The organism is Modicisalibacter xianhensis (genome assembly GCF_900113605.1).
GTDB classification, from domain to species: Bacteria; Pseudomonadota; Gammaproteobacteria; order Pseudomonadales; family Halomonadaceae; genus Modicisalibacter; species Modicisalibacter xianhensis.
Genome location: NZ_FOPY01000003.1, coordinates 94,320 through 117,616, shown reverse-complemented (window position 1 = coordinate 117,616; position 23,297 = coordinate 94,320). Strand labels below are relative to the sequence as shown.

Here is a 23,297-nt window from a genome sequence, read left to right as displayed (position 1 = left end):
GCCTCCTTAGAGCTTCTCGACCCGCACCAGGAACGACTTGAATTCTGGCGTCTGGGTGTTGGCATCACCGACGAAAGGCGTCAACTCGTTGGTGAGGTGCGCCTTCTTGGCGACGCCCTTGAAGCCCCAGTGCAACGGAATCCCTACCTGATGGACTGTCTTGCCGGCCACCTGCAGGGTCCGGATACGCTTGGTGACCACCGCCACCGCATCGACATGCCCACGCTTGGAGACAACCCGTACCCGGTCGCCGCGCTCGATACCCAGTTCCTCGGCCAGCCCCGTACCGATCTCCACGAACTTCTCGGGCTGCATGATTGCGTTGAGCAAGGCATGCGTGGTCCAGAAGTGGAAGTGCTCGGTCAGGCGATAGGTCGTCGCCGCATGCGGAAACTCCTCGAAGGTGGCGAAGTTCTCGCGATCCTCCTCGAACACCCGGGCGGCCGGATTGTTCTTGGCCAGCGGGTTGTCGGGGTTTAGCGGGTTCATGCCAATCGGCGACTCGAACGGCTCGTAGTGCTCGGGGAACGGCCCTTCGGCCATGCGATCCCGGGCAAACAGTTGGCCGCGACCGGTCTGGTTCATGATGAACGGTCCCAACCCGGCTGACGGCGGTGACTGCTTGGGGAAATCCGGAATGTCGGCACCCACCCAGCGAGTGCCATTCCACCAGATCAACGCCTTCTCACGTGTCCATGGCGTCCCGTCGGGGCGCGCCGAGGCCCGGTTGTAGAGAATCCGCCGATTGACCGGCCACGCCCATGCCCAGCCCAGCGTCATGCCTATCCCGTAAGGATCGGAATTGTCACGCCGTGCCATCTGATTGCCTTCTTCGGTCCACGAGCCCGAGAAAATCCAGCAACCGCAGGACGTGCTGCCGTCATCGCGCAGGGCCCCGAAGTCAGGCAACTGCTCCCCGGCACGACACACCAGGTTGCGGTTCTCGTCGTAGACGTCCCGCAGCGCCCAGCCGTTGTATTCTCGCGCCAGTTCCGACGGCCCCGGGAACGCCGGCTGGCGATAGTACCAAGTCAGGTTGAGGATCGGATCGGGGAAGGCTCCCCCCTCCTCGCGGTACATGTATTGCAGGCGGTGGAACAGCCCGGCCATGATTTCCACGTCGGGGCGCGCCTCGCCCGGCGGCGGTGCCGCCGCCCAGTGCCACTGCAGCCAGCGGGCACTATTGACAATGGCACCGTCCTCTTCAGCGAAGCAGGTCGTCGGCAGGCTGAACACCTCGGTCTGGATCTCCTCGGGATTCACCGGGTTGTACTCACCGTAATTCTTCCAGAACTCGGAGGTTTCCGTCGCCAGCGGGTCCATGACCACCAGATACTTCAACTTGGAGAGCGACTCCGTGATCTTGGCCTTGTGCGGGAACGAGGCCAGCGGGTTGAAGCCTTGGCAGAAGTAGCCATTGATCTCACCGTTATGCATGCGATGGAACGTATGCAGCACGTCGTAGAGTGGCTCGCTGAGCTTGGGCAGCCAGTCGTAACACCAGTTGTTAGCCTCGGTGGCCGCATCGCCGAACCAGGCCTTCATCAGGCTGACATGGAAACGCTCATAGTGCCGCCAATAGGACACCTCATCGGGCAGCAGCGGCTCGCGGGTGCGCTTTTCGATATACTCCCGATAGTCCTGCTCCTCGGCCTGGGCCAGGCTCATGTAGCCGGGCAGCAGGTTGGAAAGCAGCCCCAGGTCGGTCAGCCCCTGGATGTTGGAGTGACCGCGCAGCGCATTGACCCCGCCGCCAACCATGCCCATGTTGCCGAGCAACAACTGCACCATGGCTGCTGCACGGATGATCTGCGAGCCGATGGAGTGCTGGGTCCAGCCCAGGGCATAAAGGATGGTCATGGTCTGGCCGGGCACGGCCGTCTCGGCCACCATGTCCCAGATGCGCTGGATCTTATGCCGAGGCATCCCGCAAACGGTCTCTACCATGTCCAGCGTGTAGCGGCTGTAATGCTTGCGCATCAGCTGATAGACGCAACGTGGGTGCTGCAATGTGTCGTCGCGCCGGGCAAAGCCCTCGTCATTGATCTCGTAGTGCCAGGTGTCCTTGTCGTACGTTCCGGTCACCGGTTCGAAACCGGTAAACAACCCATCGTGAAAACCGAAATCCTCGCGTACGATCAGCGCGGCATCGGTATAGTTGCGCACATATTCATGCTGGATCTGGTCGGTCTCGATCAGATGACTGATCAATCCCCCCAGGAATATGATATCCGTGCCGGTGCGGATTTCCGCCGTGAAATCGGCAACGGCCCCGGTCCGCGTGAAGCGCGGATCAACGGTCACCAGCTTGGCGTTATTGCGATACTTGGCCTCCATGACCCAACGGAAGCCCACGGGGTGTGCCTCTGCCGAGTTGCCACCCATGGACAGGATCAAGTTGGCATTGCGGATGTCGACCCAGTGATTGGTCATGGCACCGCGACCGAATGTTGGGGCAAGACCTGCCACCGTCGGTCCGTGTCAGACGCGCGCTTGGTTGTCGAAGGCCAGCATGCCGAGGCTACGTACCACCTTGTGGGTCAGGTAGCCGGTTTCGTTGGAGGACGCCGAGGCTGCAAGGAAGCCGGCCGTCAGCCAATGATTGACGGTATTGCCGTTTTCATCCTGAGTGACGAAGTTTTCGTCGCGATCGTTCTTCATGTGCCGCGCGATACGGTCCAGCGCTTCGTCCCAACTGATCCTCTTCCATTCACTGCTGCCAGGCTCGCGCACCATGGGGTGCGACAAGCGTGAGCGGCTCTTGATGAAATCGAGAATGCCTGCCCCCTTGGGACACAGGGAGCCACGGCTGACCGGGTGATCCGGGTCGCCCTCGACATGGTAGATGTCGTCGACGTTATTGATGCTCTCGTCACCGCGGCTATACAGCAGCAGACCGCAGCCCACCGAGCAGTAGGTGCAGTTGTTGCGGGTAATCTTGGCGCCAGTCAGCTTGAAATGGCGCACCGAAGCGACTGCAGGCTCCGGCGCGAATCCCATCATGGCCATGCTGGAAGTGGCCATCCCGGCAGCTCCCAGCTTGAAGAACTGCCTTCGCGTTACGCGTAGTGTCATTTTTCTCTCCTCACCTCGATCCATGCCGTCAGGAAACCGCCGCCCAGGCAACCCGATCCCGACATGGTCCTGTGTTCTAAGCGTAGTGATACACAACGCAGCTAGGCAAACTTTAACTAATACATACGCTTATTTTCCGTAACGAAACGTTATTGCCTGGCAGGCAAGCCTGCAAACAGACATGCAACCACGTATGTCCGACAAATGGATGATGGAAGAATCGATTCACACTTATATACTGTGCGCCACCGACAATCGCAGCGCAGCCTGCTTGTGCGGTGCCGCATGGCAGACAATCAGTGTCAGCATGGGTTGTCCGGAGTTGTCCGGACAACCCTGTTGGCGTTGCTGCCTTGTGGCGTGTCGCAGTGGACCGATCGGAATCAGGCCATACAAGCCACACAAGGATGCCTTCTTATGCATGCCCTCACCCTACTCTCGTTTCTCTTCTTCACCGGGTTGGTCGCCTTGATCACCTGGCTCGTCACGCGCCGTGACGATCACAACAGTACCCGTGGCTACTTTCTTGCGGGCCGTAGCCTGACCTTCCCGCTCATCGCCGGTTCGCTGTTGATGACCAACCTGTCCACGGAACAGATGGTCGGCCTCAATGGCGCCGCGTTTACCGATGGCTTGAGCGTCATGGCGTGGGAAGTCGTTGCCGTCATTGCCTTGGTGGCCTTGGCGTTGTTCTTCCTGCCGCGCTTTCTGCGTAGCGGCATCGCCACCGTGCCCCAGTTGCTGCGAATTCGTTTCGACGAGACTACGCAGCTGATCTGTAACATTATCTTCCTGATCGCCTATGCCGTGATTCTGCTGCCGATCATTCTCTATTCCGGTGCGGTGGGGCTGGCCGGCATGCTCGACCTGCAAGGCTTGACCGGCATCCAGTCGGATACCGTACTGCTGTGGTCCACGGTCTGGGTCGTGGGCCTGATCGGCTCGGTATACGCCTTGTTCGGCGGCCTGCGTACCGTCGCCGTTTCCGATACGCTCAATGGGGTCGGCCTGCTGATCGGCGGCTTCGTGATCGTCTACTTCGGCTTGCAGGCGGTGGGTGGCGACAATGGCGTGATGGCCGGCTGGGATACCCTCAAGCAGAACGTGCCCGACAAGCTCAACTCGATTGGCGGGGAAGACCAGCAGGTTCCCTTCGCCACGCTGTTCACCGGCGTGTTCCTGATCAACCTGTTCTACTGGACCACCAACCAGCAGATCATCCAGCGTACCTTCGCCGCCAAGACCCTGGCCGAGGGCCAGAAAGGCGTGCTGTTGACCGGCCTGTTCAAGCTACTCGGGCCGCTCTACCTGGTGCTGCCCGGCATCATTGCCTTTTACCTTTACGCCGATCAGGACGTGCGCGCCGACGAGGCTTACGGTCACTTGGTCTTCAACGTGCTGCCGCCGTACCTCACCGGCTTCTTCGCCGCGGTGATGGTGGGCGCGATCCTGTCGTCGTTCAACTCGGCGCTGAACAGTACTACCACCCTGTTCAGCCTTGGCCTGTACAAGGAGGTGTTCAACAAGCACGCCACCGAGGAACAGGTGGTGCGTGCCGGCAAGATCTTCGGCTGGGTGCTGGCCTTCGCCTCGATGACCATCGCGCCGCTGTTGGCAGGCCAGGAAAGCCTGTTCGGCTATCTGCAGAAGATGAACGCGATGTACTTCATCCCCATCCTGGCCGTGGTCCTGGTCGGCCTGCTGACCAAGCGGGTCCCGGCGATCGGCGCCAAGATCTCGTTGGTTGGCGGCTGTCTCGTCATCGGCCTGGTCTACTTCGTGCCACCGTTCACCGCCGTGCTCGACGTGATCCAGAATTTCCACTTCGTGGCGCTGGTGTTCGTACTGCTGGTCGCGCTCATGCTGATCCTGGGCAAGGTGCGTCCACGCGCCACCGACTGGGTGCATGAAGACAGCGGCCAGGTCGACCTGACGCCATGGAAAGGCGCCATTCCGGCAGGCATCGTGCTGATCGTTCTGGTCATTGCCATCTACCTGGCCTTTGCCGGATAACCTCCGAGCTCTCGCTCTACTCTCGCCACATCCCGGCGCCCTGCTGCATGACCTGCGGCAGGGCGCCGTCGTTTCAAGCGCCGATTTTCATGCATCTGCCTTGGCCGACTTGTCACCGAGGCCAATCATCCTCAGATTAAGTGACTGAACCCGATTGGAAGCGGACACTCCATGCGCCAGAGCCTGGCACGCGAATTCAACAACCTCATCGAGCGCAGCCGTGACCGGCAGCTTCGCCTGGCTGTCACCGGACTGTCGCGGGCCGGCAAGACGGCCTTCCTGACCTCGCTGGTACACCAGTTGCGCCACGCCGGCGTCGAGGCCCGCCTCGACCTGTTGCCGGCAGCCCGGGAAGGGCGATTGCTGGGTGCCCAGCGTGTCGCCCAGCAGGACCTGGGCGTACCGCGCTTTCCCTATGATCAGGCCATCGCCTCACTCGACCAGCAACCGCCTCACTGGCCGGAGCCCACACGGGGCATCAGCGAGTTGCGCCTGCACATACGCTACCGTCCTGAAAACAATGGGTTGTTCGGCAGCCTGGGTAGCGACACGGCCACGCTGACGCTGGACCTGTTCGATTACCCGGGGGAGTGGCTGCTCGACCTGCCGTTGCTGGAACATGACTTCTTCAGCTGGAGCCAGCGCCAGCAGGCGACCCTGTCACCGCAACGCCGCGAACTGGCCGCCGACTGGCTGGCCACCGTCGAGCGGCTGGATCCGGCTGCGCCCGCCGATGAAGCCGAACTGGCCGAGATTGCCGGGCGTTATGCCGACTCGTTGCAGGCTGCACGCAATGCCGGCTTTTCCGACCTGCAACCAGGCCGCTTCCTGCTCCCTGGGGATCTGGATGGGGCGCCGGTATTACAGTTCTTCCCCTTGCCGGGGCTCGAGGACGCCGACCGGCAACACCTCGAAAGCCTGCCCGACGAGAGTATCTACCGCACCCTGGCCAAGCGCTTCGCCTACTATCAGCAGCATGTGGTCAAGCCGTTCTACCGTGAGCATTTTCGCCGCTTCGACCGCCAGATCGTGTTGGTCGATGTGCTCGGTGCGCTCAATGCCGGGCCGGAACGCTTCGAGGACCTGTCGCGTGCACTGGCGACCCTGATGCGCAGCTTCGACTACGGCAAGCGCAGCCTGCTTTCCCGGCTGTTCTCGCCGCGTATCGATCGCCTGGCCATCGCCGCGACCAAGGCCGACCATGTCACGCCGGAACAGCACACGCACCTTGTCACCCTGCTCGAGGCATTGCTGGCGGAGCCGATCAAGGACTTGCGTTTTGCCGACGTTCCCGTCAAGGCGCTGTCGCTGGCCTCGATCCGCGCCACCCAGGCCCACGAGGTGGAACATCAGGGCAAGCGCACCCCCGCCCTGCGCGGCGTGACCCTGGACGGCGAGGAGACGCTGGTATTTCCCGGCGAAGTGCCTACGCGCCTGCCGCGCCCCGATTTCTGGGCCCGCCAGGGCTTTGCCTTCACCGCCTTCCGTCCGCTTTCCCGAGAGACTCGCGGCGGAGGGTTACCGCACATACGCATGGATGCCGCCCTCGACTGGCTGATCGGAGACAAGCTGCAATGAGCGATCCGCAACCGGGCCAGCGTTTTACGCTGGACTCCTCTTCTCTGGACGGCACCGTCGACCTGCGTCCCGCCGAGAACTATGCCGTCGACACCACATCGCATGCCCTGGACGATTCCCTGCCTGCCACGACCGATGCCGCGCTCGACCGCAGCCTGGCACGCCCGCGAAAGCGACGCTGGGGATTGCTGGCAGTCCTGGGGGGTAGTCTTACGCTTGGCGCCGTGGAAGCCGGCCAAGCCTTGTATGTGTCATCGCTGAGCGGCGACCTGCTCAGTGGCGCATGGAGCGCGCTCGGCCTGCTGGCCCTCGGGCTCGGGGGCTCGGCGCTGCTGCGCGAACTTTTCCGCCTGCGCCGCCTGCGCCGTCACGCCGGACTGCGTGAGCGCCTGTCGGGCCTCGAGACGACCTCGGGGCGCGAGGCCGAGCGTCTGGGCGAGAAGCTCCGCGAGCAGATAAAACTCGACCGCGACGCCCCGCATTGGCAGGCATTCCAGCAAGCGCATGAGGCACACCACGACGGCGCCGAGACTCGTGCCTTGCTGTCCCATCACCTGCTGGCACCGCGCGACCGGGAAGCCCGCCGCCTGATCTCGCGCATGGCCGGCGACACGGCAATCATGGTGGCCGTAAGCCCGCTGACCCTGGTCGACATGCTTCTGGTGGCCTGGCGCAATCTGGCGATGCTCGATCGTATCGCCGCGCTCTACGGCCTGGAGCTCGGCTATGCCAGCCGGCTCAAATTGTTTCGTAGCGTCCTGGCCAACATGGCCTTCGCCGGTACCAGCGAACTGGTGTCCGACGCCAGCATGCAGCTGTTCTCGATGAACCTGGCCGGCAAGCTGTCGGCCCGCGCCGGCCAGGGGCTCGGGGTCGGGCTGCTGTCAGCCCGGCTGGGGCTTCGCGCCATGCGCCTGATGCGCCCCCTGCCCTTCGATGAACAGGAAGCACCGCGCATCGGCGACCTGCGCAGCGAACTCTGGCAACGCCTGCGCCGCCTGGAAGCAGCACCTGGCGACGAACGCCAAAAATGACCTTCATTTGATCGAGGACAGGCTTTGCAACCCTTAGGCAAGCTACGCTAAGGGTGTATGTGACAGCGCTATCTTTCGCCTACGGAGACAGCCATGTATCAGACGCTGCTGGTGCCCGTCGACGGCTCCGAAAATGCCAGGCACGCCCTGGCCATCGCCTGCAAGCTGGCCATTCAGGATCGAGCCCGCGTGCATATCCTGCATATTCCCGAGACCCTGTCCCACGATACCCGCCTGATCTGGGGTGCCGGCTCCGTATTGATGGATGCGCCCCAGGACGAGGTCGAGCGTGCCGGCAAGAAGATTGCCGAGGGTGCCAGGCAGGAAGCCACGGAGCATGGCGTGACCGATGTCGATGTCAGCATCCAGCAGGGCGACCCGGCCCGCGTCATTCTGGAGCAGGCCAACCTGCTGGGTGTCGACGCAGTCGTCATGGGCAGCCGTGGCCTGAGTGACATCGCCGGGCTGGTGGTCGGCAGTGTGTCGCACAAGGTCTCTCATGCGGCCGATTGCGAAGTCATCACGGTGCATCGACCCTGAGCCAGGGCCGCATTGACCAGGTTACGGGTCGGACGGGCCAGACGCAGTTTGTTGCGTCTGGCGCTCGACCCAATCTTCCACATACAGTTTCTGCACCGCGGCCATGCACAGCACGATCAACGGCTCTGCGATCAGCAAGCCGATGAGCCCCGCGAACAGGCCCAGCCAGACCTGCACGGCCAGCAGCAGCGCCGGCGGAATACTGACGGCTTCACGCTGGATGAGCGGCGTGATGGCATAGCTCTCCAGGAACTGGATTGCCAGATAGAGAATGGCCACGTGCAACATGCTGGTAGGGCTCTGCGAGAACGCCACCAGCAAGGCCGGTACGGCCGACATGACTGGCCCCAGGTAGGGAATGAACGACAACAGCCCCGCCAGCAGCCCGAGCGTGAACGCCATCGGGATATCCAGCAGCCATAGCCCCACTCCGGAAAGCACGCCGATCACGGTCATCGATGACAAGCGCCCGATCAGCCACCACGACATGCGGTACTTGAGCGTCATCAATAACTCGGCGATACGTGGCCGCTGCGACGGATAGATGAGCCGCATCAGCCCCTTGCGATAGATCGACGGCTCGAACGCCGCGAACAGACCGATGAATACCACGACGACGACATTGAGCAAGACACCGAAGGTCGTCGAGAACAGCGTCGAGACGCGTGATGACCAGTCTCTCACCGCGCTTTCGAGTGACGGCGCACGATCAAAGGCATCGACGATATAAGAGCCGAGGGGCCAGGTCCTCAATTGTTCCTTGAGCGCTTCCAGGGAGCCGGGGACTACCTTGGTCAGCTGAGCGAATTCCTGGTTGAGGCTCATCGCGAACTTGAAACCGAAGGCAAGGCCCAATCCTGCCAACACGACCAGCACGACGGCCAGCGCCCAGCGCTGCGAAAGAAAAGTATGGCGCTGCAGCCAGGTCGCCGGAATCGAGAAGAACAGCGCCAGCAGCAACCCGGCGAAGATCAACATGAGGATCCGGTACCCGAACCATACCGCCGCCAGTGCCGAGAGCGTGAGCGTGGCAACGCCGGCGACGATCCACACTCGCCGACGGAAATCACTGAGATCGCGTTGTTCGTAAGATGACACAATGACACTCCTTGTCATGTGAAATGGCTCTGCCTGGTTAGCTGACCGACACCTCCAGATCGAAGAAGGCACGCAAGCGCCGGGCGACACCACTGTCGTGATGATGGCCGATCCGTTCGGCCCGGGGTGCGCGAGCCGGCAGGTCGGGATGCGCCCGGGCCATGATGAAACCATGACCGGCGACTTGTAGCATTTCAGCATCGTTGAGATTGTCGCCGAACGCCAAACAGCGCGACACGGGTACGTCGAGCCGCGCCAGCAACCGCTCGAGGGCGACGCCCTTGTTGACGCCCTCGGCCATGATTTCGAGGGCATCCGCCATGGAATAGGTAATGTGCAGGCGTGTACCCAGGCTGGCCCGGATGCTTTCTTCCAGCGCCGCCAACGCCTCGGGATCGCCGATGCATAGCACCTTGCCGACGCCGTTACCGTCATGGGCTTCCAGGTCGGCGACCTCGTAGCCAAAGCCGCTGTGGGCATGCAGCCTCAATAGCTCTGGTGCCGGTGCATCGATCAGCCAGCCATCCCCGGTGTAGAGATTGAGACGAATGTCGCTGCCGCGAGGCATCCGCACCAGTTCCCTGACCAGATCGTGGGGCACCCATTGTTCCGCGATCAGCGTGTCGTCCGGTGCATAGAGATGCGCCCCGTTGGTGCTCAGGATGTAGGCATCGACACCCAGCCGCTGGCGGAACGCGGCGATATCCCGGTAATGGCGCCCCGAAGCCAGGGCAATGTGATGCCCCTGCCCGGCCAGGTGCCGAAACGTCTCGATGGTCAGCGGGTCGAGCGTATGCTCTGCGTTGAGCAAGGTGTTGTCGAGATCCGTCACGATCAGATGGGGTTGCATGTTCCTTCCTTGAGCCGCATGTCACCTCTCAGGCTACCGCACTTTGTTGACGAAGGGAGACTGGGCTTGAAGACACTCGTCAGGTCGGGCGCCAGTTCTGAACGATCGCGACCCTGTCCTTCTCGATGGACGGCACACCATCGCAGACGCCCTGAGTAACCGGCATCGTCTCGTCATGGGCCACGGGAATTGGCGATGGCGCCGTAAATCCGTATAGTGGCCCTTCGTTCCCGCCAATCGTACCGACTCCTTCATGCTGCAAAACAATGCGCTGCTTGCCCAGCTCAAGCAACAGATCCGTGACAACACGCCCCGTGTCGAGGGTGTGATCAAGGCGACCGACCGCGGCTTCGGCTTTCTCGAGACCGATAACGGCGAATCCTACTTCGTGCCGCCTCCCGCCATGAAGCAGGTACTCCACGGCGATCGTGTCGAAGCCGTCCTCAAGGAGGAAGGCGACAAGAAGTCCGTCGAACCGGAAACCCTGCTCGAAGCGGGCCTGGATCGCTTCATCGCCCGGGTGCAGAAGCGTGAAGGCCGCCTGGCGGTGATTCCGGATCACCCCTCGATCAAGAATTCACTCAAGGCCCGGGTCAAGAACAGCCTCGACGAGCAGAGTCTCGGCGATGGGGATTGGGTGGTGGCATGCCTGGTGCGTCATCCGCTCAAGCCCGACGATCGCGCCTTCTTCACGCAGATCGACGAACTGATTGCCAAGACCGACGATCCGGCGGTGCCGTGGCGGGTCACCCTGGCGCGTCACGCCCTGGAGCAGGCGTCGCCACAGGCCGGTGACGATTGGCCGATGCTTGAGGAAGGGTTGACACGCGAAGACCTGACCGCGACGCCCTTCTTCACCATCGACAGCGAGAAGACGCGCGACATGGACGATGCCCTGCACGTCGAGGCGCGCGAAGACGGCGGTTGGCGCCTGACCGTGGCCATCGCCGACCCGACCGCCTATGTCGCCGAAGGCCATGCCGCCGACCTGGAAGCGCAGACCCGGGCCTTCACCGTCTACCTGCCCGGGCAGAACGTCACCATGCTGCCCGAGGCCCTGGCAGACGACCTGTGTTCGCTGAAGGAAGGCGAGGATCGTCCGGCCCTGGCCTGTACGCTTGACGTCAATGCCGATGGCAGCCTGGGCGACTACCGCTTTTTCGCCGCCAACGTGCGCTCGCATGCCCGTCTGGTCTACGACAACGTGTCCGACTGGCTCGAGGGCCGGGATGGCTGGGCACCCGAGCCCGGTATCGGGGAGCAGCTCCAGGCCTTGGCCAAGCTGACCGAGGCACGCAGCCATTGGCGCAGCGAACATGCCCTGGTGTTCAAGGATCGTCCCGATTACGTCTTCGATCTCGATGAATCGGGCAATGTGCTCGACGTGCGCATCGAGGACCGGCGCATCGCCAACCGCATGATCGAGGAGTCGATGATCGCCGCCAATGCCTGTTGCGCCGATCTTCTCGCCGCTCAGGTCGGTCATGGCATTTTCAACGTGCATAACGCCTTCGAGCCCGAGAAGGCCGATGCCGCCCTGGAATTCCTCACGGCCCAGCAGATCGAGGTCGAACGCGAGGCTCTGCTCGAACTGCCCCGCTATCGTGAGCTCAAGCGTGCGTTGGAAAGCCGCGACGATGCCTGGCTGGATGCGCGCCTGCGCAAGTTCCAGGGGTTCACCAGCATGTCAGCCCAACCTGGCCCGCATTTCGGCCTGGGGCTGCCGGCCTATGCCACCTGGACCTCACCGATTCGCAAGTATGGCGATATGGTCAACCATCGCCTGATCAAGCGTGTCCTCAAGGGCGAGCAGGCCCCGGCAGAGGCCAGCGCCACGCTGACCGAACAACTGACGGAGCGTCGCAAGCTCAACCGCATGGCCGAGCGCGACGTCAAGGACTGGCTGTACGTACGCTACCTAACCCCTGCTGCCGAGGCACAACAGGCCTTCGAGGCCGAGATCGTCTCGATCAACCGCGGCGGCATGCGTGTCCGCCTGACAGCCAACGGCGCTACTGCCTTCGTGCCTGCCCCGCTGATCCACAGCGACCGCGACAAGGTGGCCATCGATGACAAGGAAGGCCGTGTCCAGGTCGACGGTGTCGAGCGCTTCAAGCTCGGCGACGTCACCCAGGTCGTGCTGACCGAAGCGCGTGAGGATACGCGCTCCCTGGTGGCCCGCCCGGCTGCCTGACCCCCTTCGCATGGCGGCCCACCGTGGCCGCCGTGTCATTGCCCTTCCTCGCGTCCCTCCCCCCTGCCTTGTTCGGCTCATCTGCCCCTCGTCAAAAAACATCAGGTTTTTGCCTATCGGACAATGAGTCATCTCGCTGCCAACGGCGCTTTGTGGCATGTTACGCCCTGCGGGCAACAACCAGAACACGAACCTTCGCCCGCCCTTGTCGCAGGGGAACATCCATGGCAATTCGCTGGGGACTGCGTGGCAAGTCGGCGTTGGCCTTGCTACTGGCCTGTCTCATCGCCCTGGTTCCCGCCGCCCTGATCGGCTGGCAGGCCATCGATGACATTCGACGCCACTTCGCCAACGCTTACGCCGAAAACTATACGTTACTGCACATGCAGCGCATCCTCGCGCCGGTATCTCGCGAGTTGGCCCTATCGCAGCGCTTTGCAAACTCGTTGTCCACACGCCGCTGGCTGGCCAACGAAACGGACACCCGCCGTCAAGCCGACTTTCTCGAGGAAGCCGAAGGTTATCGGCAGGATTTCAGCGATCATGCCTACTTCATCGTCGCCAACGCCAGTGGCAATTACTATTTCAACGATGCCGGTAGCGCAAACGCACTGCGCCCCAGCTACCGGCTGAGTTCCGACGACCCCGACGACCGCTGGTATTTCCACTCTGTCGAAAGTGGCAAGCCCTATAACATCAACGTCAATGTGGATACCAAGCTCGGCGTTACCAACGTATGGTTCAACGTGATAGTCCGCGATGCAGGGCGCGTACTGGGCATGGCCGGCAGCGGTCTCGACCTGAGCGGGTTCCTGGATGACTTCATCCGCAGCGATGCCCAAGGCATCATGCCGATGATCGTCGACCGCAACGGGGCATTGCAGGCTTACCCCGATGCCCAGCGCATCGCCTTCAGTTCGGGCGCCAACGCCGTATCGGCCGAGCGCGAACAGCGTGTCCAGTCCCTGCTAGATACCGAAGCCCAGCGCGCAGCCCTGACTGACGTCATGCAGCAGGCCGAGCGCGCCCCAGGCACGATCCAGACACTGCTGGCGACGCTGGATGGCCGCCCCAGGTTGCTGTCGGTCGGCTACATGCCGGAGCTGGGCTGGCTGATGATCACCGCGCTGGATATCCAGGCGGCCCAGTTTCTCGCGCCAGGCTGGCTGTGGGGAATGGCAGGCGGCCTGGCCCTGCTCCTGGCGTGCCTGCTGCTGGCATTCATCGTCGCTACCAACCGCCTGATCATCAGCCCTCTGCGCCGCCTCCAACAATCGACCCAGGCCATTGCCGGGGGCGACTATAGTCCGCAACTTCCCGTCCGACGGCATGATGAAATCGGCGAGCTGTCACGCGCCTTCTCGAGCATGGCCAGCCAGGTCGAGCAACACACCCAGCAGCTCGAGGACAAGGTACGTCAGCGCACCCGCGAACTCGAGCAAGCCAACGCCCGAATGGCGCTTGCCCAACGCCAGATCGAAGACTCCCTCGAATATGCCAGTATCATCCAGCGTGCCATCCTGCCATCACGTCAGATCGCCGACTCGCTGGAACATCACTACGGCGTGCTGTGGCGTCCCCGCGACCGTGTCGGTGGCGACTTCTATGTCTTTCGCGCCACTCCCCGGGGCTACCTGCTGGGCGTCGTCGATTGCGCCGGCCATGGCGTGCCCGGTGCCTTGATGACGATGCTGGCCCGCGCCGCCATCGACCATGCCATTCTCGAGGCCGGCGAAGATGACCCGGCCGGGATTCTCAACGCCACCGACCGGCAGAGCCGTGAGCTGCTTCGTGAGGACGAGCTGCCGCCGACCATTGCGACCAACATGGATATCGGCCTGGTCTGGGTAGACCGCCTGGCCGGCACATTGGCCTTTGCCGGCGCCAAGATGTCGCTTTATGCCAGCAACGGGCAGGACCTTCAGGTCCAGCGCGGCGCCAAGCGCGCCGTTGCGCAGAAGCGCCGCACCACCTATTGCAATGTCACCCAGCCGCTGCATGCCGGCTGGACCTATACCCTGTGCACCGACGGGTTCCTCGACCAGGCAGGTGGCGAACATGGGTTCGGCTTCGGCAACCAGCGCTTCGAAGCGATGCTGGTGGAATACGCTCAGCTGCCTCCCGAGCAGCAGATCGCCCGGTTCGAAACCGAGCTCGTTTCCTATCAGGGCGAACTGCCTCAGCGCGACGACATCACGGTACTCAGCTTCCGCCTGCAGCCCTCCCCCACGCCGTTTAGCGAGCAAGATACCCAGCATCGCCGCCCGGCACCGGCTAACCCAGTCTCGCCACGGGGCGAGCCATCACAAGAGGAGACGCCATGGACTTGTTAGCCATGCGTGAAAGCTACCAGCAACAGCGCATCATGCTGTGCTTCAATGGTCCGATCTCGCGCAGCCTGATCGAGGAAATCGGCAACGCTCTGCGCAGCTACCTGTCGAGCCAGGATGCCACGCCGTCGTCGGCCATGGACGTCTTCGCCATCTACATCGAGATGACACAGAACATCCGTCACTATGCACGCCAGCAGGGCTACGGCGAGCAGGACGCGACAGCCACCGTGGCGGTGGCCAAGAATGCGCATGGCCAGTATCTCGTATCGGCCGGCAACCTCGTCGAGCTTGAGGACGGCAACCACCTGGTCGAGACCATCCAGGGCCTGGCGGGACTCGACAAGGCGGAACTCAAGCAGGCCTACAAGCGTCAGTTACGCGAACCCCGCGAGGCAGCCGCGAGTAGCGGTGCCGGTCTGGGCATCCTGGACATGGCGCGAAAGTCCAGCCAGCCGTTGCAGGCGTCACTCGAGCAGTTGCCCGACGGGCGCGGTTTCTTTAGCCTCACAGCCACCGTTTGACATGGCCACATCGACAATGACCAACGACCTCAACATTCCCGGCAGTCAATCCACCCCGGCCGTTCAGGGGGAGTGGCAAGCCGGCCGCCTGGCCATGCAGGGGGACTCCTACCCGGAAAATTCCTACGAGCTCTTCGGCCAGGTCATCGACTGGGTGGAAAGCTACCTGGCCCAGGGAGACCGTCCCTTGCACCTCGATCTCGGGCTCGTCTACCTGAACACAAGCTCGGTCAAGGTGATGATGGATATCTTCGACATGCTCGAGGAAGCGCACCAAGCCGGACAGGACGTGCAGGTACGCTGGTACTACGATGCACGCAACGAACGCATTGCCGAACTTGCCGAGGAGTTTCGCGAAGACTGCAGTTTCCCGTTCACCATCACACCGCAACAGGCTTGATCGTGACCCAGGAAGAAGCACGGTTGCTGGCCGACATCAAGGCGATGATCGACCAGCCGGAGCACCGGGGTCATCCCCTGCAGCAGGCGCTCTCGAAACTCTATCGCCTGCACATGACACAGACCCGGCGTCTCGATCGCCTGCTCAGCATTGCCGACAGCTACCAGCAGTTCACCCGCGAGGACATGCAGGCCATCAAGGCGCAATACGATCGCCAGGTACAGCGTGAACGCAAGCTGTCACGCATCTCGGACCGCTATCAGCAATTGATGCGCGAACGCAACCAGGCCCTCAAGACCGCCTCTTCCCAGGATCCCCTGACCGGCCTGGCCAACCGCCGTCTCCTGAACGACCATCTGCAGCAGGCCGCCCAGCGCTCCAAGGCCCAGAGCCTGCCATTTTGCGTGGCCATGATCGATGTCGACCACTTCAAGCGTATCAATGACCAACATGGTCACGAGACCGGAGATCAGGCGCTGGTCGAACTGGCCGGCGTCCTGAAAAACCAGTTGCGTGCCAGCGACCTGTGCGGGCGCTGGGGTGGCGAGGAGTTTCTGGTGTTGCTGAGCGATACCTCCCTCGACCAGGCGCGCCAGACTGTCGAGCGCATCTGCGCGCATCTGCGTGCGCTGCCGCTTCAGGTCGGTGATGTCAGCCTGGCGGTCACGGCCAGCGTCGGCGTCGCCGAACATCGTATTGGCGAGCCCCCTCAGGACACCATCAATCGCGCTGATGCTGCCTTGCTGACGGCCAAGCGAGAGGGGCGCGACCGCTACCGGCTGGCGCCCTGATCATGCAGCGCTGAGCTTATCCAATAGCGCCATGGCCGCGTCCAGATCGCGGGTTTCGAGATCCCCGACGGCCGCTTCCAGTGCCAGCTTGTCGGCCAGCCACTGACCGATGACCTCGACGAACTCGATGCGCAGGTCGTAAAGATCGGCACGGGCATCCAGTACGTCGACCAGGTCGCGCAGGCCGAGCTGCTCTCCCTTGTCGGCGGCTTCCAGGTACAGCATGGCCGAGGCCAGCGAGCGCTTGAGTGCGTCGAGGCGGCGTGCCTTGCTTTCCAGGCCGCGCAAGCGCTGGCGAACTTCCTGGCGGGCCAGTTCACTTGCTTCGGTCACCTCGGCTTCGCCGGCCTGGGCATACAGCTCCCCCTGGCGGACGTTGGCCTGGGTATAGCCGCCCCGATAGAGGGGCACCCTGACTTCCACACTGGCTTGGGCGTCCTCACTGGCACGCAGTTCATCGGGGCTGTTGCGATCGGTATAGCCCAGGTTGAGGTTGACCTGCGGGTAGTGGCCGGCTCGCCGAATCGCGGTATCGGCCTGGACCACCTGCAGCTGCTGCTCGGCCAGCCGGACCTGCAGGTTGTCGGCGATGCGCGCAAGCCATGCGTCACGATCGCCCTGCAGGCGCGCGACCTCGATGGCCTGCACATTACTGACCGCTATTCGAGCAAACTCGGGGGTGGAGCCTGTCAGACGTTCCAGTGTGCTGAGTGCATTGGCCAGTTCATTCTCCACCTCGTACTGGTCGGCTTCGGCCTGGTCGAAGCGGGCCTGAGCTTCGAGCAGATTGATGCGATCGCCGACCCCCAGATCGTAGGCACGCTGCGCCTGGCGACGCTGCAACGCCAACGCCTCGCGCTTTGACTCGAGCAGCGCCAGCGTCTGCGAGGCCAGATAGGCATCGAGATACGCCTGGGAGACGTCCAGCGCCAGATCGCGCTCGGCCAAGGCCAGATTCAGCTCGGCAGCGGAGACCTGCGCCTTAGCCTTGTCCACCTGGCGCCAGCGCTCGAGGCTGAACAAGGGCTGACTCAGTTGCACCCGCCAGACGTCCTCGCCGATCTCGCCGTCGACACGCTCATCATAAAGATCGTTCTGGGCGTAGTTCTCGGGATTCTCGGTATAGATGTTGCTGGAATCCTGATAGACATGGCTGTAGCTGGCCTCGACCTGCGGACGCAACCCCGCCCAGGCCTTGCCGACTTCCTGGCGTGTCGCCTCGAATTCATACCGCTGGCGGGTCAGGCCGGCATCGTGCGCCAGCGCCTGGGCAAACAACTGCGGCAGGGACGGCAACTGCGCCTGTGCCGTACCCGCAAGGCCCCACAGGCACACCAGCGCACCGAGTCGATGACGCATTGCCATTACCCCTCCCGAATGGCGCGTGCCATCATGTCGGTGATCGGCTGGGCAATGTAACTGACGAACGAACGCTCGCCGGTACGAATCATGACCTCGGCGGGCATGCCGGCCAGTAGTTGCATGTGTTCGTTCATCTTGCGCTTGCCTTGCTCGGTGACCTTGATACGCGCCTTGTAATACCGGGCGCCTGTGGCCTCATCGACGAAGCTGTCGGCCGAGATCTGCATGACCTCGCCCTCGATGACGTTGGCCAGGCGCTGGTTGAACGCACTGAAGCGAATGTCGGCACGCTGGCCCGGAAAGACAGTCTCGATGTCACGGTCGGCGATACGGGTCTCGATCGTGAAGCTGTCGTCACTGGGCACGAGCTCCATGATCGAATCTCCTGGTGCGATCACGGCCCCTTGGGTATGCACTGCCAGCCCCACCACGGTTCCCGCGACCGGGGCCGTGACCGTGGTGCGTCTGACCTGGTCGCGCAGTGCGGTCATCCGCTCCTCGGCATCGGCGATGTCCGCCTGCACCTGGCGCAGTTGCTCCCCGACGTCCTGTTGGAACTCCTGCTGACGAACCCGCCGCTGGAGCGTGTTTTCGCTGATCTGCGATTCCAGGCGCGCGATATCGGCCTGATGCTGGGCATTCTCGCCCTGGTACTGGAGAATCTGGCGTTCCAGTTCACGCACGCGCTGGTTGTTGCCGAGCCCTTCCTTGTACAACGACCGGAAATCCTCGGCTTCCTGCTGCAATGACCCGACCCGCTTGCGGTTGACGACCATGACCTGCTGCAGCCCCTCGATCTGCTCGCGCAGTTGCACGGTCTGTTGCTCCAACGTGTCGAGCCCGCCCTGCATCGTCTGTCGGCGTGCCTGGAACAGCTCACGCTGGACCGCGAGGATATTGCCGATACGCTCGGATTCGTGGTCTCGCAACGACTCGGGAAAGCCCAGGCTCGCCTTGTCGGCCTGCTCGGCCAGCAACCGTACCTCGGTGGCGCGATTGATCAGGTACTGGGAACGCACGATTTCCAGTTTCGACAGGGCCTGGGTGTTATCCAGAATCAGCAGGGGATCGCCGGCCTCGACATGGTCGCCATCGCTGACTAGGATATCGCTGACGATACCTCCCTCGTAGTGCTGTACCGTCTTCTTGAACGACGCGACCGAGACCGTGCCGGGGGCCACGATGGCCACGGCCAGGTTGGCAGCCGTCGCCCAACCGCCGAACCCCACGAAGCAGGCCAGCACGATGCCCAGCCCCAGTTGCCGGTAGCGCCTGTCGCCGGTGGGCAACTGAGGCTGGACTGGCGTTTCCAGGCTTGGCTGGCGTGTACGCAAGGCGTTCATGCTTGTTCCTCGAGGTCTTGATGAGGCTGTCCGGCGTCTGCCCCGACAGCGGCCAGGCGAGTCTTGCCGCTGACTTGGCGACGCGCCGTATCGGGGCGAGCCTGAACCGGCCGCGCCAGCTTGGACAGAATCTCGTCGCGACTGCCGAACAGGCTGACCTGGCCATCCTTGAGTACCAGCAACTTGTCCACGCTTTTCAATACACTGGTGCGATGACTGATCACGAACAGCGTGACGCCATCTGTCTTGAGCTTCTGCAGCGTGTGTGCCAGGGCGCGCTCGCCGGTGTCATCCAGGTTCGAGTTGGGCTCGTCGAGCACCACCAGGACAGGGTTGCCGTACAAGGCACGGGCCAGGCCGATGCGCTGGCGCTGCCCGCCGGAAAGCGCTCCGCTTCGGGCGCTGATCCACGTGTCGTAGCCCTCCGGCAGACGCAGGATCATGTCATGTACGCCCGCCTTGCGGGCAGCCTCGATGACCTTGTCGGCATCGACGTGACCGAAGCGCGCAATGTTCTCGCTGACAGTACCGTCGAAGAGCTCGATATCCTGGGGCAGGTAACCCACATGCGGCCCCAGTTCGTCGCGGTTCCAGTGACCAATGTCCGCCCCGTCGAGACGTACCTTGCCGGCCTGGACCGGCCAGACACCCAGCAGGACCCTGGCCAGCGTCGACTTGCCGGCGGCACTCGGCCCGACGATCCCGACATGCTCGCCTGCGGCCACCGAAAAATTAACGCCGCGTAGCGTCGGCAGGTTGCCCCCGGGTGGCACGGCGACGACGGTTTCGACCGAGATATCGCCGCGTGGTGCCGGCAATGACATGTACTGCAACGCTTCGGGCTGCTGGGCCAACAATTCCTCGATACGTTGGTAGGCGTTGCGCGCGCCGACGAAGCCCTTCCAACTGGAAATCATCTGGTCGATGGGCGCCAGCGCCCGCCCCATGACGATCGAGCCGGCGATCATCATGCCCGGGGTCAGGCTGCCCTTGACCACCAGCCAGGCCCCCAGGCCGAGAATCAGCGACTGGAAGAGCAGGCGCAGGATCTTTGACAGGTTGGATAGCGTCCCCGCCCGGTCGCTGGCCTGGGATTGCTTGATCAGGAAGGCCTCGTGGCGGGCCGCCCAGCGGCCCATGATTTCGGGCAGCATGCCCATGGCATGCAGGACTTCGGCATTGCGCAGGTTGCTCGTCGCCAGGTCCTGGGCCTGGATATGCTCGCTGCCCGCCTCGGCCAACAGCGATTGTGTCGCCTTCTCGTTGGCAACGGCCAACGCCAGAAGAATCAACGCGGCGACACTGGCAAAGACGCCGAACCAGACGTCGAACAGGAACAGGATGCCCAGATAGATGGGTACCCAGGGTGCATCGAAGAAGGCAAACAAGCCATTGCCCGCCAAAAACTGGCGCAGCGTCGCCAGATCATTGAGCGGCTGTGCCGTCTGTTGCCCCGGCGTGGTCACGCTGCGACGGAACATGGCGCTGTACAAGCACGGGTTCAGCAGCATATCCAGGCGATTGCCGACCCGTACGAGAATCCGCGAGCGGACCAGTTCCAGCCCGCCCATGACAATGAAGAAAAAGACCGTGACCCCGGTCAGCATGGCCAGGGTCTCCATGCTGCCTGTCGGGATGACGCGGTCGTAGACCTGCAGCATGTAGAGGGCAGGTACCAGCATCAGCAGGTTGATGCACAGGCTGAATCCACCCACGGCAGCAAACGAGGAACAGCAGGCCTTCAAGGCGTGCCGCAATTCACTGGGATGGCGGTTTGGTGTCATTGGCGTCACTACGGCTATCGAGGCATGGGTCAAGCGGGGCGGTTTGGCACGAACGGTTATCGGCACGGCACGAAGCGTAACAAAGTTGAGAGCGCTTTTATGATCACAAAAAACATACTTTCGTAACGCAGCTCTCTCTTTTAAAGAAAACGTTAATTTTAAAAAACTTACGCTCTCGTTAAAAAATCATTTAAAACATAAAGTTAAGAATTAAACACCGTGTCGCCAATCAGCGTCACCTCGATACACAAAAAAACTTTGCAACCAAAAACCCTAGCAAGTGCTCGGTTGCCCTGCGTTTCGCCTGGCCGCTAGCATCCGCCCGCCTGCCCAGCAATAACCAGGCAGCCAACCGGAAAGGGAATTGTGGTGCGCAGCGTATCGACCGGGCCTGCCACACTGATAACCGCGGCAGGCAGCGCTTCGTCGGCAACGGATCTGCCAGAAGCATCAAGATGCTTACTGGAGACATTGCATGAGCAGTACCCTGAAAATCGATAAGGGCACCAGCGCCCACCAACTCGAAGCCCTCATCAACGATGCCCCGAAAGACGCCATTATCGAGTTCGGTGAAGGTAACTACGCGTTCGATGATTCATTGACCATTACCCGCTCCGACGTGACCTTGAAGGGAGCAGGTAGCGGCAAGACCACCCTGAGCTTCACCAACCGGGCGCTGGACAACGGCGATGGCTATGCCATTCAACTGGACGGCAGCGATGGAGCCACGGTGGGAAGATTGTCCCGGGATGCCGATGAAGGAGAGCGTCGCATCACCCTGGACAAGGTCGGCGACCTCAAGCCCGGAGATACCCTGCGCCTCTGGCAGGATAACGACTCGGCATTCTTCGACGAGATCGGCGACACGGCCTGGCGCAAGGAGAATGCCCCACTGCGCACCAGCATGGCGCGAGTGGAGTCTATCGATGGCCGGACGATCACCCTGGACCGGGGAGTGCATTTCGACTTCGACGACGGCAAGACCCAGGTCGAGCGTCTCGATACCCTGAGCGATGTCGCCCTGCAAGGCTTCAGCATCGAATTCGAACTGGGCACGCCAGACAATGGCAAATTCAAGAATACCATGTCGGATCTCAAGGACTTCATGGCCGTCTGCGTGAACGGCACGGTGGATAGCCAGTTATCGGATATTCAGGTCATCAACGGCCCTTCCACCGCTTACCATTTTGCCAAGACACTGGATAGCCGGGTTGACGATATCGAGGCCCATGGCGCGTTCAATAAGGGCTCCGGCGGCAGCGGCTACGCTTACGAACTGCGTGAGAGCTATGACGGCAGCTACACCAACCTGAGCGACAGCGGCATGCGCCACAGCCTGCTGTTTGCCTCATGGCGATCCTCGGTGGACAACGATGCCCATGTGCGCTCCACGGACCGCGACATCAACTTTCATGGCGGTCGCGACCACGGCAACACGGTGCAGGTTGATCAGTCGATACGTGGTGCCGACGATATCTCGACCTCTCTATGGTTCAATGAAGACGGTACAAGTTGGGGAGCGGCCACCGATGTCGAGGCCAACCAGGTCACCTTCGATTACGTGGTGGGCTCACGTCGCGACGACGTCATACAGGGTTCTGATGACGGCGTCTATCTCAACGGCGGCGAGGGCAATGACACCCTATATGGAGGCCAGGGAGACGATATCCTGCAGGCGGGCCCGGCGGATGGCTGGGGAGAGAACCGGCTCGATGGCGGCGAGGGCGACGATATCGCGTTCTATCTACAGGATTACGATGAAAGCGATATCCGTATCAGCGGCGACAACGTTCAGGTGGGCAAGGACAGTCTGCACGATATCGAACAAGTCGTCTTCGGTGACGGCACCATGCTTGATGTCGAATCCGGGCGCACATCCCGAGGCGAGGCGCCGAAGGTCCCTTCTGCCGAAGACATTCTCGAAGGCAACAGTAGTGAAATAGCCCAGGCAGGAGATACCGCTAGCGAGCCGGAAGGCGACGTCACCGTTAGCGGTCGGGTCAGGAGCGAGTGGAACGACGGCTATGTCGCGGAAATCTTCGTCGAGAATACCTCGGAAGTGGAAATCACCAACCCCGAGTTGCAGTTCGACCTGGCCGATGATCTCGACACCGTATGGAACGGCGCCGCCAACCAGGACGATACCGGCTATCGGATCAGCGATGACTCGCCTAATACACTTGCCCCCGGCGAGGTGTGGCGATTCGCCTACAAGGCCTACGGAGACGACAAGGCGTTTCCCAAGGACATGACTATCATCAGTGACGGAACGGAGGCCGTGCAGACCCAGCTACTGGGCATCGATGCCTCCCAAGCCGAGGCGCTTCTCGCCTGAGCCGACTCGTCAAATCACTCAGCAAGGGGCGGAACCCCGGTTCCGC

At 62.3% G+C, this 23,297-nt stretch carries 16 protein-coding genes; 10 read left to right on the top strand and 6 right to left on the bottom strand.

Annotated elements, in window-relative coordinates:
• Positions 1-6 precede the first annotated feature (6 nt).
• The gene (gene fdnG / locus BM194_RS03990; protein WP_244890879.1) at positions 7-3,000 is read right to left on the bottom strand and encodes a formate dehydrogenase-N subunit alpha; all 2,994 of its coding nucleotides are present in this window, start codon (positions 2,998-3,000) and stop codon (positions 7-9) included.
• A gap of 492 nt (positions 3,001-3,492) precedes the next feature.
• On the opposite strand from fdnG, the gene BM194_RS03980 reads away from it, so the two are divergent.
• The 4 genes from BM194_RS03980 to BM194_RS03965 all read left to right on the top strand — a co-directional run bounded on the left by BM194_RS03980 (position 3,493) and on the right by BM194_RS03965 (position 8,240).
• Positions 3,493-5,088, top strand: coding sequence for a solute:sodium symporter family transporter (locus BM194_RS03980; RefSeq protein ID WP_092843887.1), 1,596 nt, complete (start codon positions 3,493-3,495; stop codon positions 5,086-5,088).
• A gap of 171 nt (positions 5,089-5,259) precedes the next feature.
• Entirely contained in the window at positions 5,260-6,666 is a 1,407-nt protein-coding gene (locus BM194_RS03975) for a YcjX family GTP-binding protein (RefSeq protein WP_092843885.1), read from the top strand.
• The gene (locus BM194_RS03970) at positions 6,663-7,700 is read left to right on the top strand and encodes a TIGR01620 family protein (protein WP_092843883.1); all 1,038 of its coding nucleotides are present in this window, start codon (positions 6,663-6,665) and stop codon (positions 7,698-7,700) included. Before BM194_RS03975 ends, BM194_RS03970 begins: the two co-directional genes overlap by 4 nt.
• A 93-nt stretch (positions 7,701-7,793) precedes the next feature.
• Positions 7,794-8,240 carry a universal stress protein gene (locus tag BM194_RS03965; RefSeq protein WP_092843881.1) on the top strand — a complete coding sequence of 149 codons (447 nt, stop codon included), beginning with the start codon at positions 7,794-7,796 and terminating at the stop codon, positions 8,238-8,240.
• A gap of 21 nt (positions 8,241-8,261) precedes the next feature.
• On the opposite strand, the gene BM194_RS03960 is transcribed toward BM194_RS03965, so the two are convergent.
• On the bottom strand, positions 8,262-9,338 hold the full coding sequence (locus BM194_RS03960; RefSeq protein WP_177223337.1) for an AI-2E family transporter: 1,077 nt from the start codon (positions 9,336-9,338) through the stop codon (positions 8,262-8,264).
• Positions 9,339-9,375: 37 nt separating this feature from the next.
• Positions 9,376-10,188 carry a Cof-type HAD-IIB family hydrolase gene (locus BM194_RS03955; RefSeq protein ID WP_092843877.1) on the bottom strand — a complete coding sequence of 271 codons (813 nt, stop codon included), beginning with the start codon at positions 10,186-10,188 and terminating at the stop codon, positions 9,376-9,378.
• Positions 10,189-10,441: 253 nt separating this feature from the next.
• Here BM194_RS03955 and BM194_RS03950 point away from each other — a divergent pair, with 253 nt between their 5' ends.
• From BM194_RS03950 to siaD, 5 genes are all read left to right on the top strand, one after another.
• The gene (locus tag BM194_RS03950) at positions 10,442-12,382 is read left to right on the top strand and encodes an exoribonuclease II (RefSeq protein WP_092843875.1); all 1,941 of its coding nucleotides are present in this window, start codon (positions 10,442-10,444) and stop codon (positions 12,380-12,382) included.
• Positions 12,383-12,606: 224 nt separating this feature from the next.
• On the top strand, positions 12,607-14,715 hold the full coding sequence (siaA, locus tag BM194_RS03945) for a biofilm regulation protein phosphatase SiaA (RefSeq protein ID WP_092843872.1): 2,109 nt from the start codon (positions 12,607-12,609) through the stop codon (positions 14,713-14,715).
• Positions 14,703-15,236, top strand: a complete 534-nt coding sequence (gene siaB, locus BM194_RS03940; protein WP_092843870.1) for a biofilm regulation protein kinase SiaB — start codon at positions 14,703-14,705, stop codon at positions 15,234-15,236. The genes siaA and siaB overlap by 13 nt, the downstream gene beginning before the upstream one ends.
• Before the next feature lies 1 nt (position 15,237).
• Complete coding sequence (gene siaC / locus BM194_RS03935; RefSeq protein WP_279586999.1) at positions 15,238-15,636, top strand: biofilm regulation phosphoprotein SiaC; 399 nt, start codon at positions 15,238-15,240, stop codon at positions 15,634-15,636.
• A 2-nt stretch (positions 15,637-15,638) separates the two neighbouring features.
• Complete coding sequence (gene siaD, locus BM194_RS03930) at positions 15,639-16,427, top strand: biofilm regulation diguanylate cyclase SiaD (RefSeq protein ID WP_243836292.1); 789 nt, start codon at positions 15,639-15,641, stop codon at positions 16,425-16,427.
• On the opposite strand, the gene BM194_RS03925 is transcribed toward siaD, so the two are convergent.
• From BM194_RS03925 to BM194_RS03915, 3 genes are read right to left on the bottom strand one after another with little or no spacing between them, the layout of a single operon-like run.
• A complete protein-coding gene (locus BM194_RS03925; protein WP_092843868.1) occupies positions 16,428-17,792 on the bottom strand; it encodes a TolC family protein in 1,365 nt (454 codons plus the stop codon).
• Positions 17,792-19,132, bottom strand: a complete 1,341-nt coding sequence (locus BM194_RS03920) for an HlyD family type I secretion periplasmic adaptor subunit (protein WP_092843866.1) — start codon at positions 19,130-19,132, stop codon at positions 17,792-17,794. Before BM194_RS03920 ends, BM194_RS03925 begins: the two co-directional genes overlap by 1 nt.
• Positions 19,129-20,916, bottom strand: coding sequence for a type I secretion system permease/ATPase (locus BM194_RS03915; protein ID WP_092843864.1), 1,788 nt, complete (start codon positions 20,914-20,916; stop codon positions 19,129-19,131). Before BM194_RS03915 ends, BM194_RS03920 begins: the two co-directional genes overlap by 4 nt.
• Before the next feature lie 475 nt (positions 20,917-21,391).
• On the opposite strand from BM194_RS03915, the gene BM194_RS03910 reads away from it, so the two are divergent.
• The gene (locus BM194_RS03910) at positions 21,392-23,251 is read left to right on the top strand and encodes a cellulose binding domain-containing protein (protein ID WP_092843862.1); all 1,860 of its coding nucleotides are present in this window, start codon (positions 21,392-21,394) and stop codon (positions 23,249-23,251) included.
• The last annotated feature ends 46 nt before the right edge of the window (positions 23,252-23,297 follow it).

What these genes read in the sequence shown, in the direction of transcription:
- BM194_RS03950 (WP_092843875.1), top strand. Translation starts at nt 10,442, where the DNA reads ATGCTGCAAAACAATGCGCTGCTTGCCCAGCTCAAGCAACAGATCCGT.
- BM194_RS03910 (WP_092843862.1), top strand. Translation starts at nt 21,392, where the DNA reads ATGAGCAGTACCCTGAAAATCGATAAGGGCACCAGCGCCCACCAACTC.
- BM194_RS03920 (WP_092843866.1), bottom strand. Translation starts at nt 19,132, where the DNA reads ATGAACGCCTTGCGTACACGCCAGCCAAGCCTGGAAACGCCAGTCCAG.
- siaC (WP_279586999.1), top strand. Translation starts at nt 15,238, where the DNA reads ATGGCCACATCGACAATGACCAACGACCTCAACATTCCCGGCAGTCAA.
- BM194_RS03955 (WP_092843877.1), bottom strand. Translation starts at nt 10,188, where the DNA reads ATGCAACCCCATCTGATCGTGACGGATCTCGACAACACCTTGCTCAAC.
- BM194_RS03975 (WP_092843885.1), top strand. Translation starts at nt 5,260, where the DNA reads ATGCGCCAGAGCCTGGCACGCGAATTCAACAACCTCATCGAGCGCAGC.
- BM194_RS03970 (WP_092843883.1), top strand. Translation starts at nt 6,663, where the DNA reads ATGAGCGATCCGCAACCGGGCCAGCGTTTTACGCTGGACTCCTCTTCT.
- BM194_RS03965 (WP_092843881.1), top strand. Translation starts at nt 7,794, where the DNA reads ATGTATCAGACGCTGCTGGTGCCCGTCGACGGCTCCGAAAATGCCAGG.
- BM194_RS03915 (WP_092843864.1), bottom strand. Translation starts at nt 20,916, where the DNA reads ATGACACCAAACCGCCATCCCAGTGAATTGCGGCACGCCTTGAAGGCC.
- BM194_RS03925 (WP_092843868.1), bottom strand. Translation starts at nt 17,792, where the DNA reads ATGGCAATGCGTCATCGACTCGGTGCGCTGGTGTGCCTGTGGGGCCTT.
- BM194_RS03980 (WP_092843887.1), top strand. Translation starts at nt 3,493, where the DNA reads ATGCATGCCCTCACCCTACTCTCGTTTCTCTTCTTCACCGGGTTGGTC.
- siaB (WP_092843870.1), top strand. Translation starts at nt 14,703, where the DNA reads ATGGACTTGTTAGCCATGCGTGAAAGCTACCAGCAACAGCGCATCATG.
- siaA (WP_092843872.1), top strand. Translation starts at nt 12,607, where the DNA reads ATGGCAATTCGCTGGGGACTGCGTGGCAAGTCGGCGTTGGCCTTGCTA.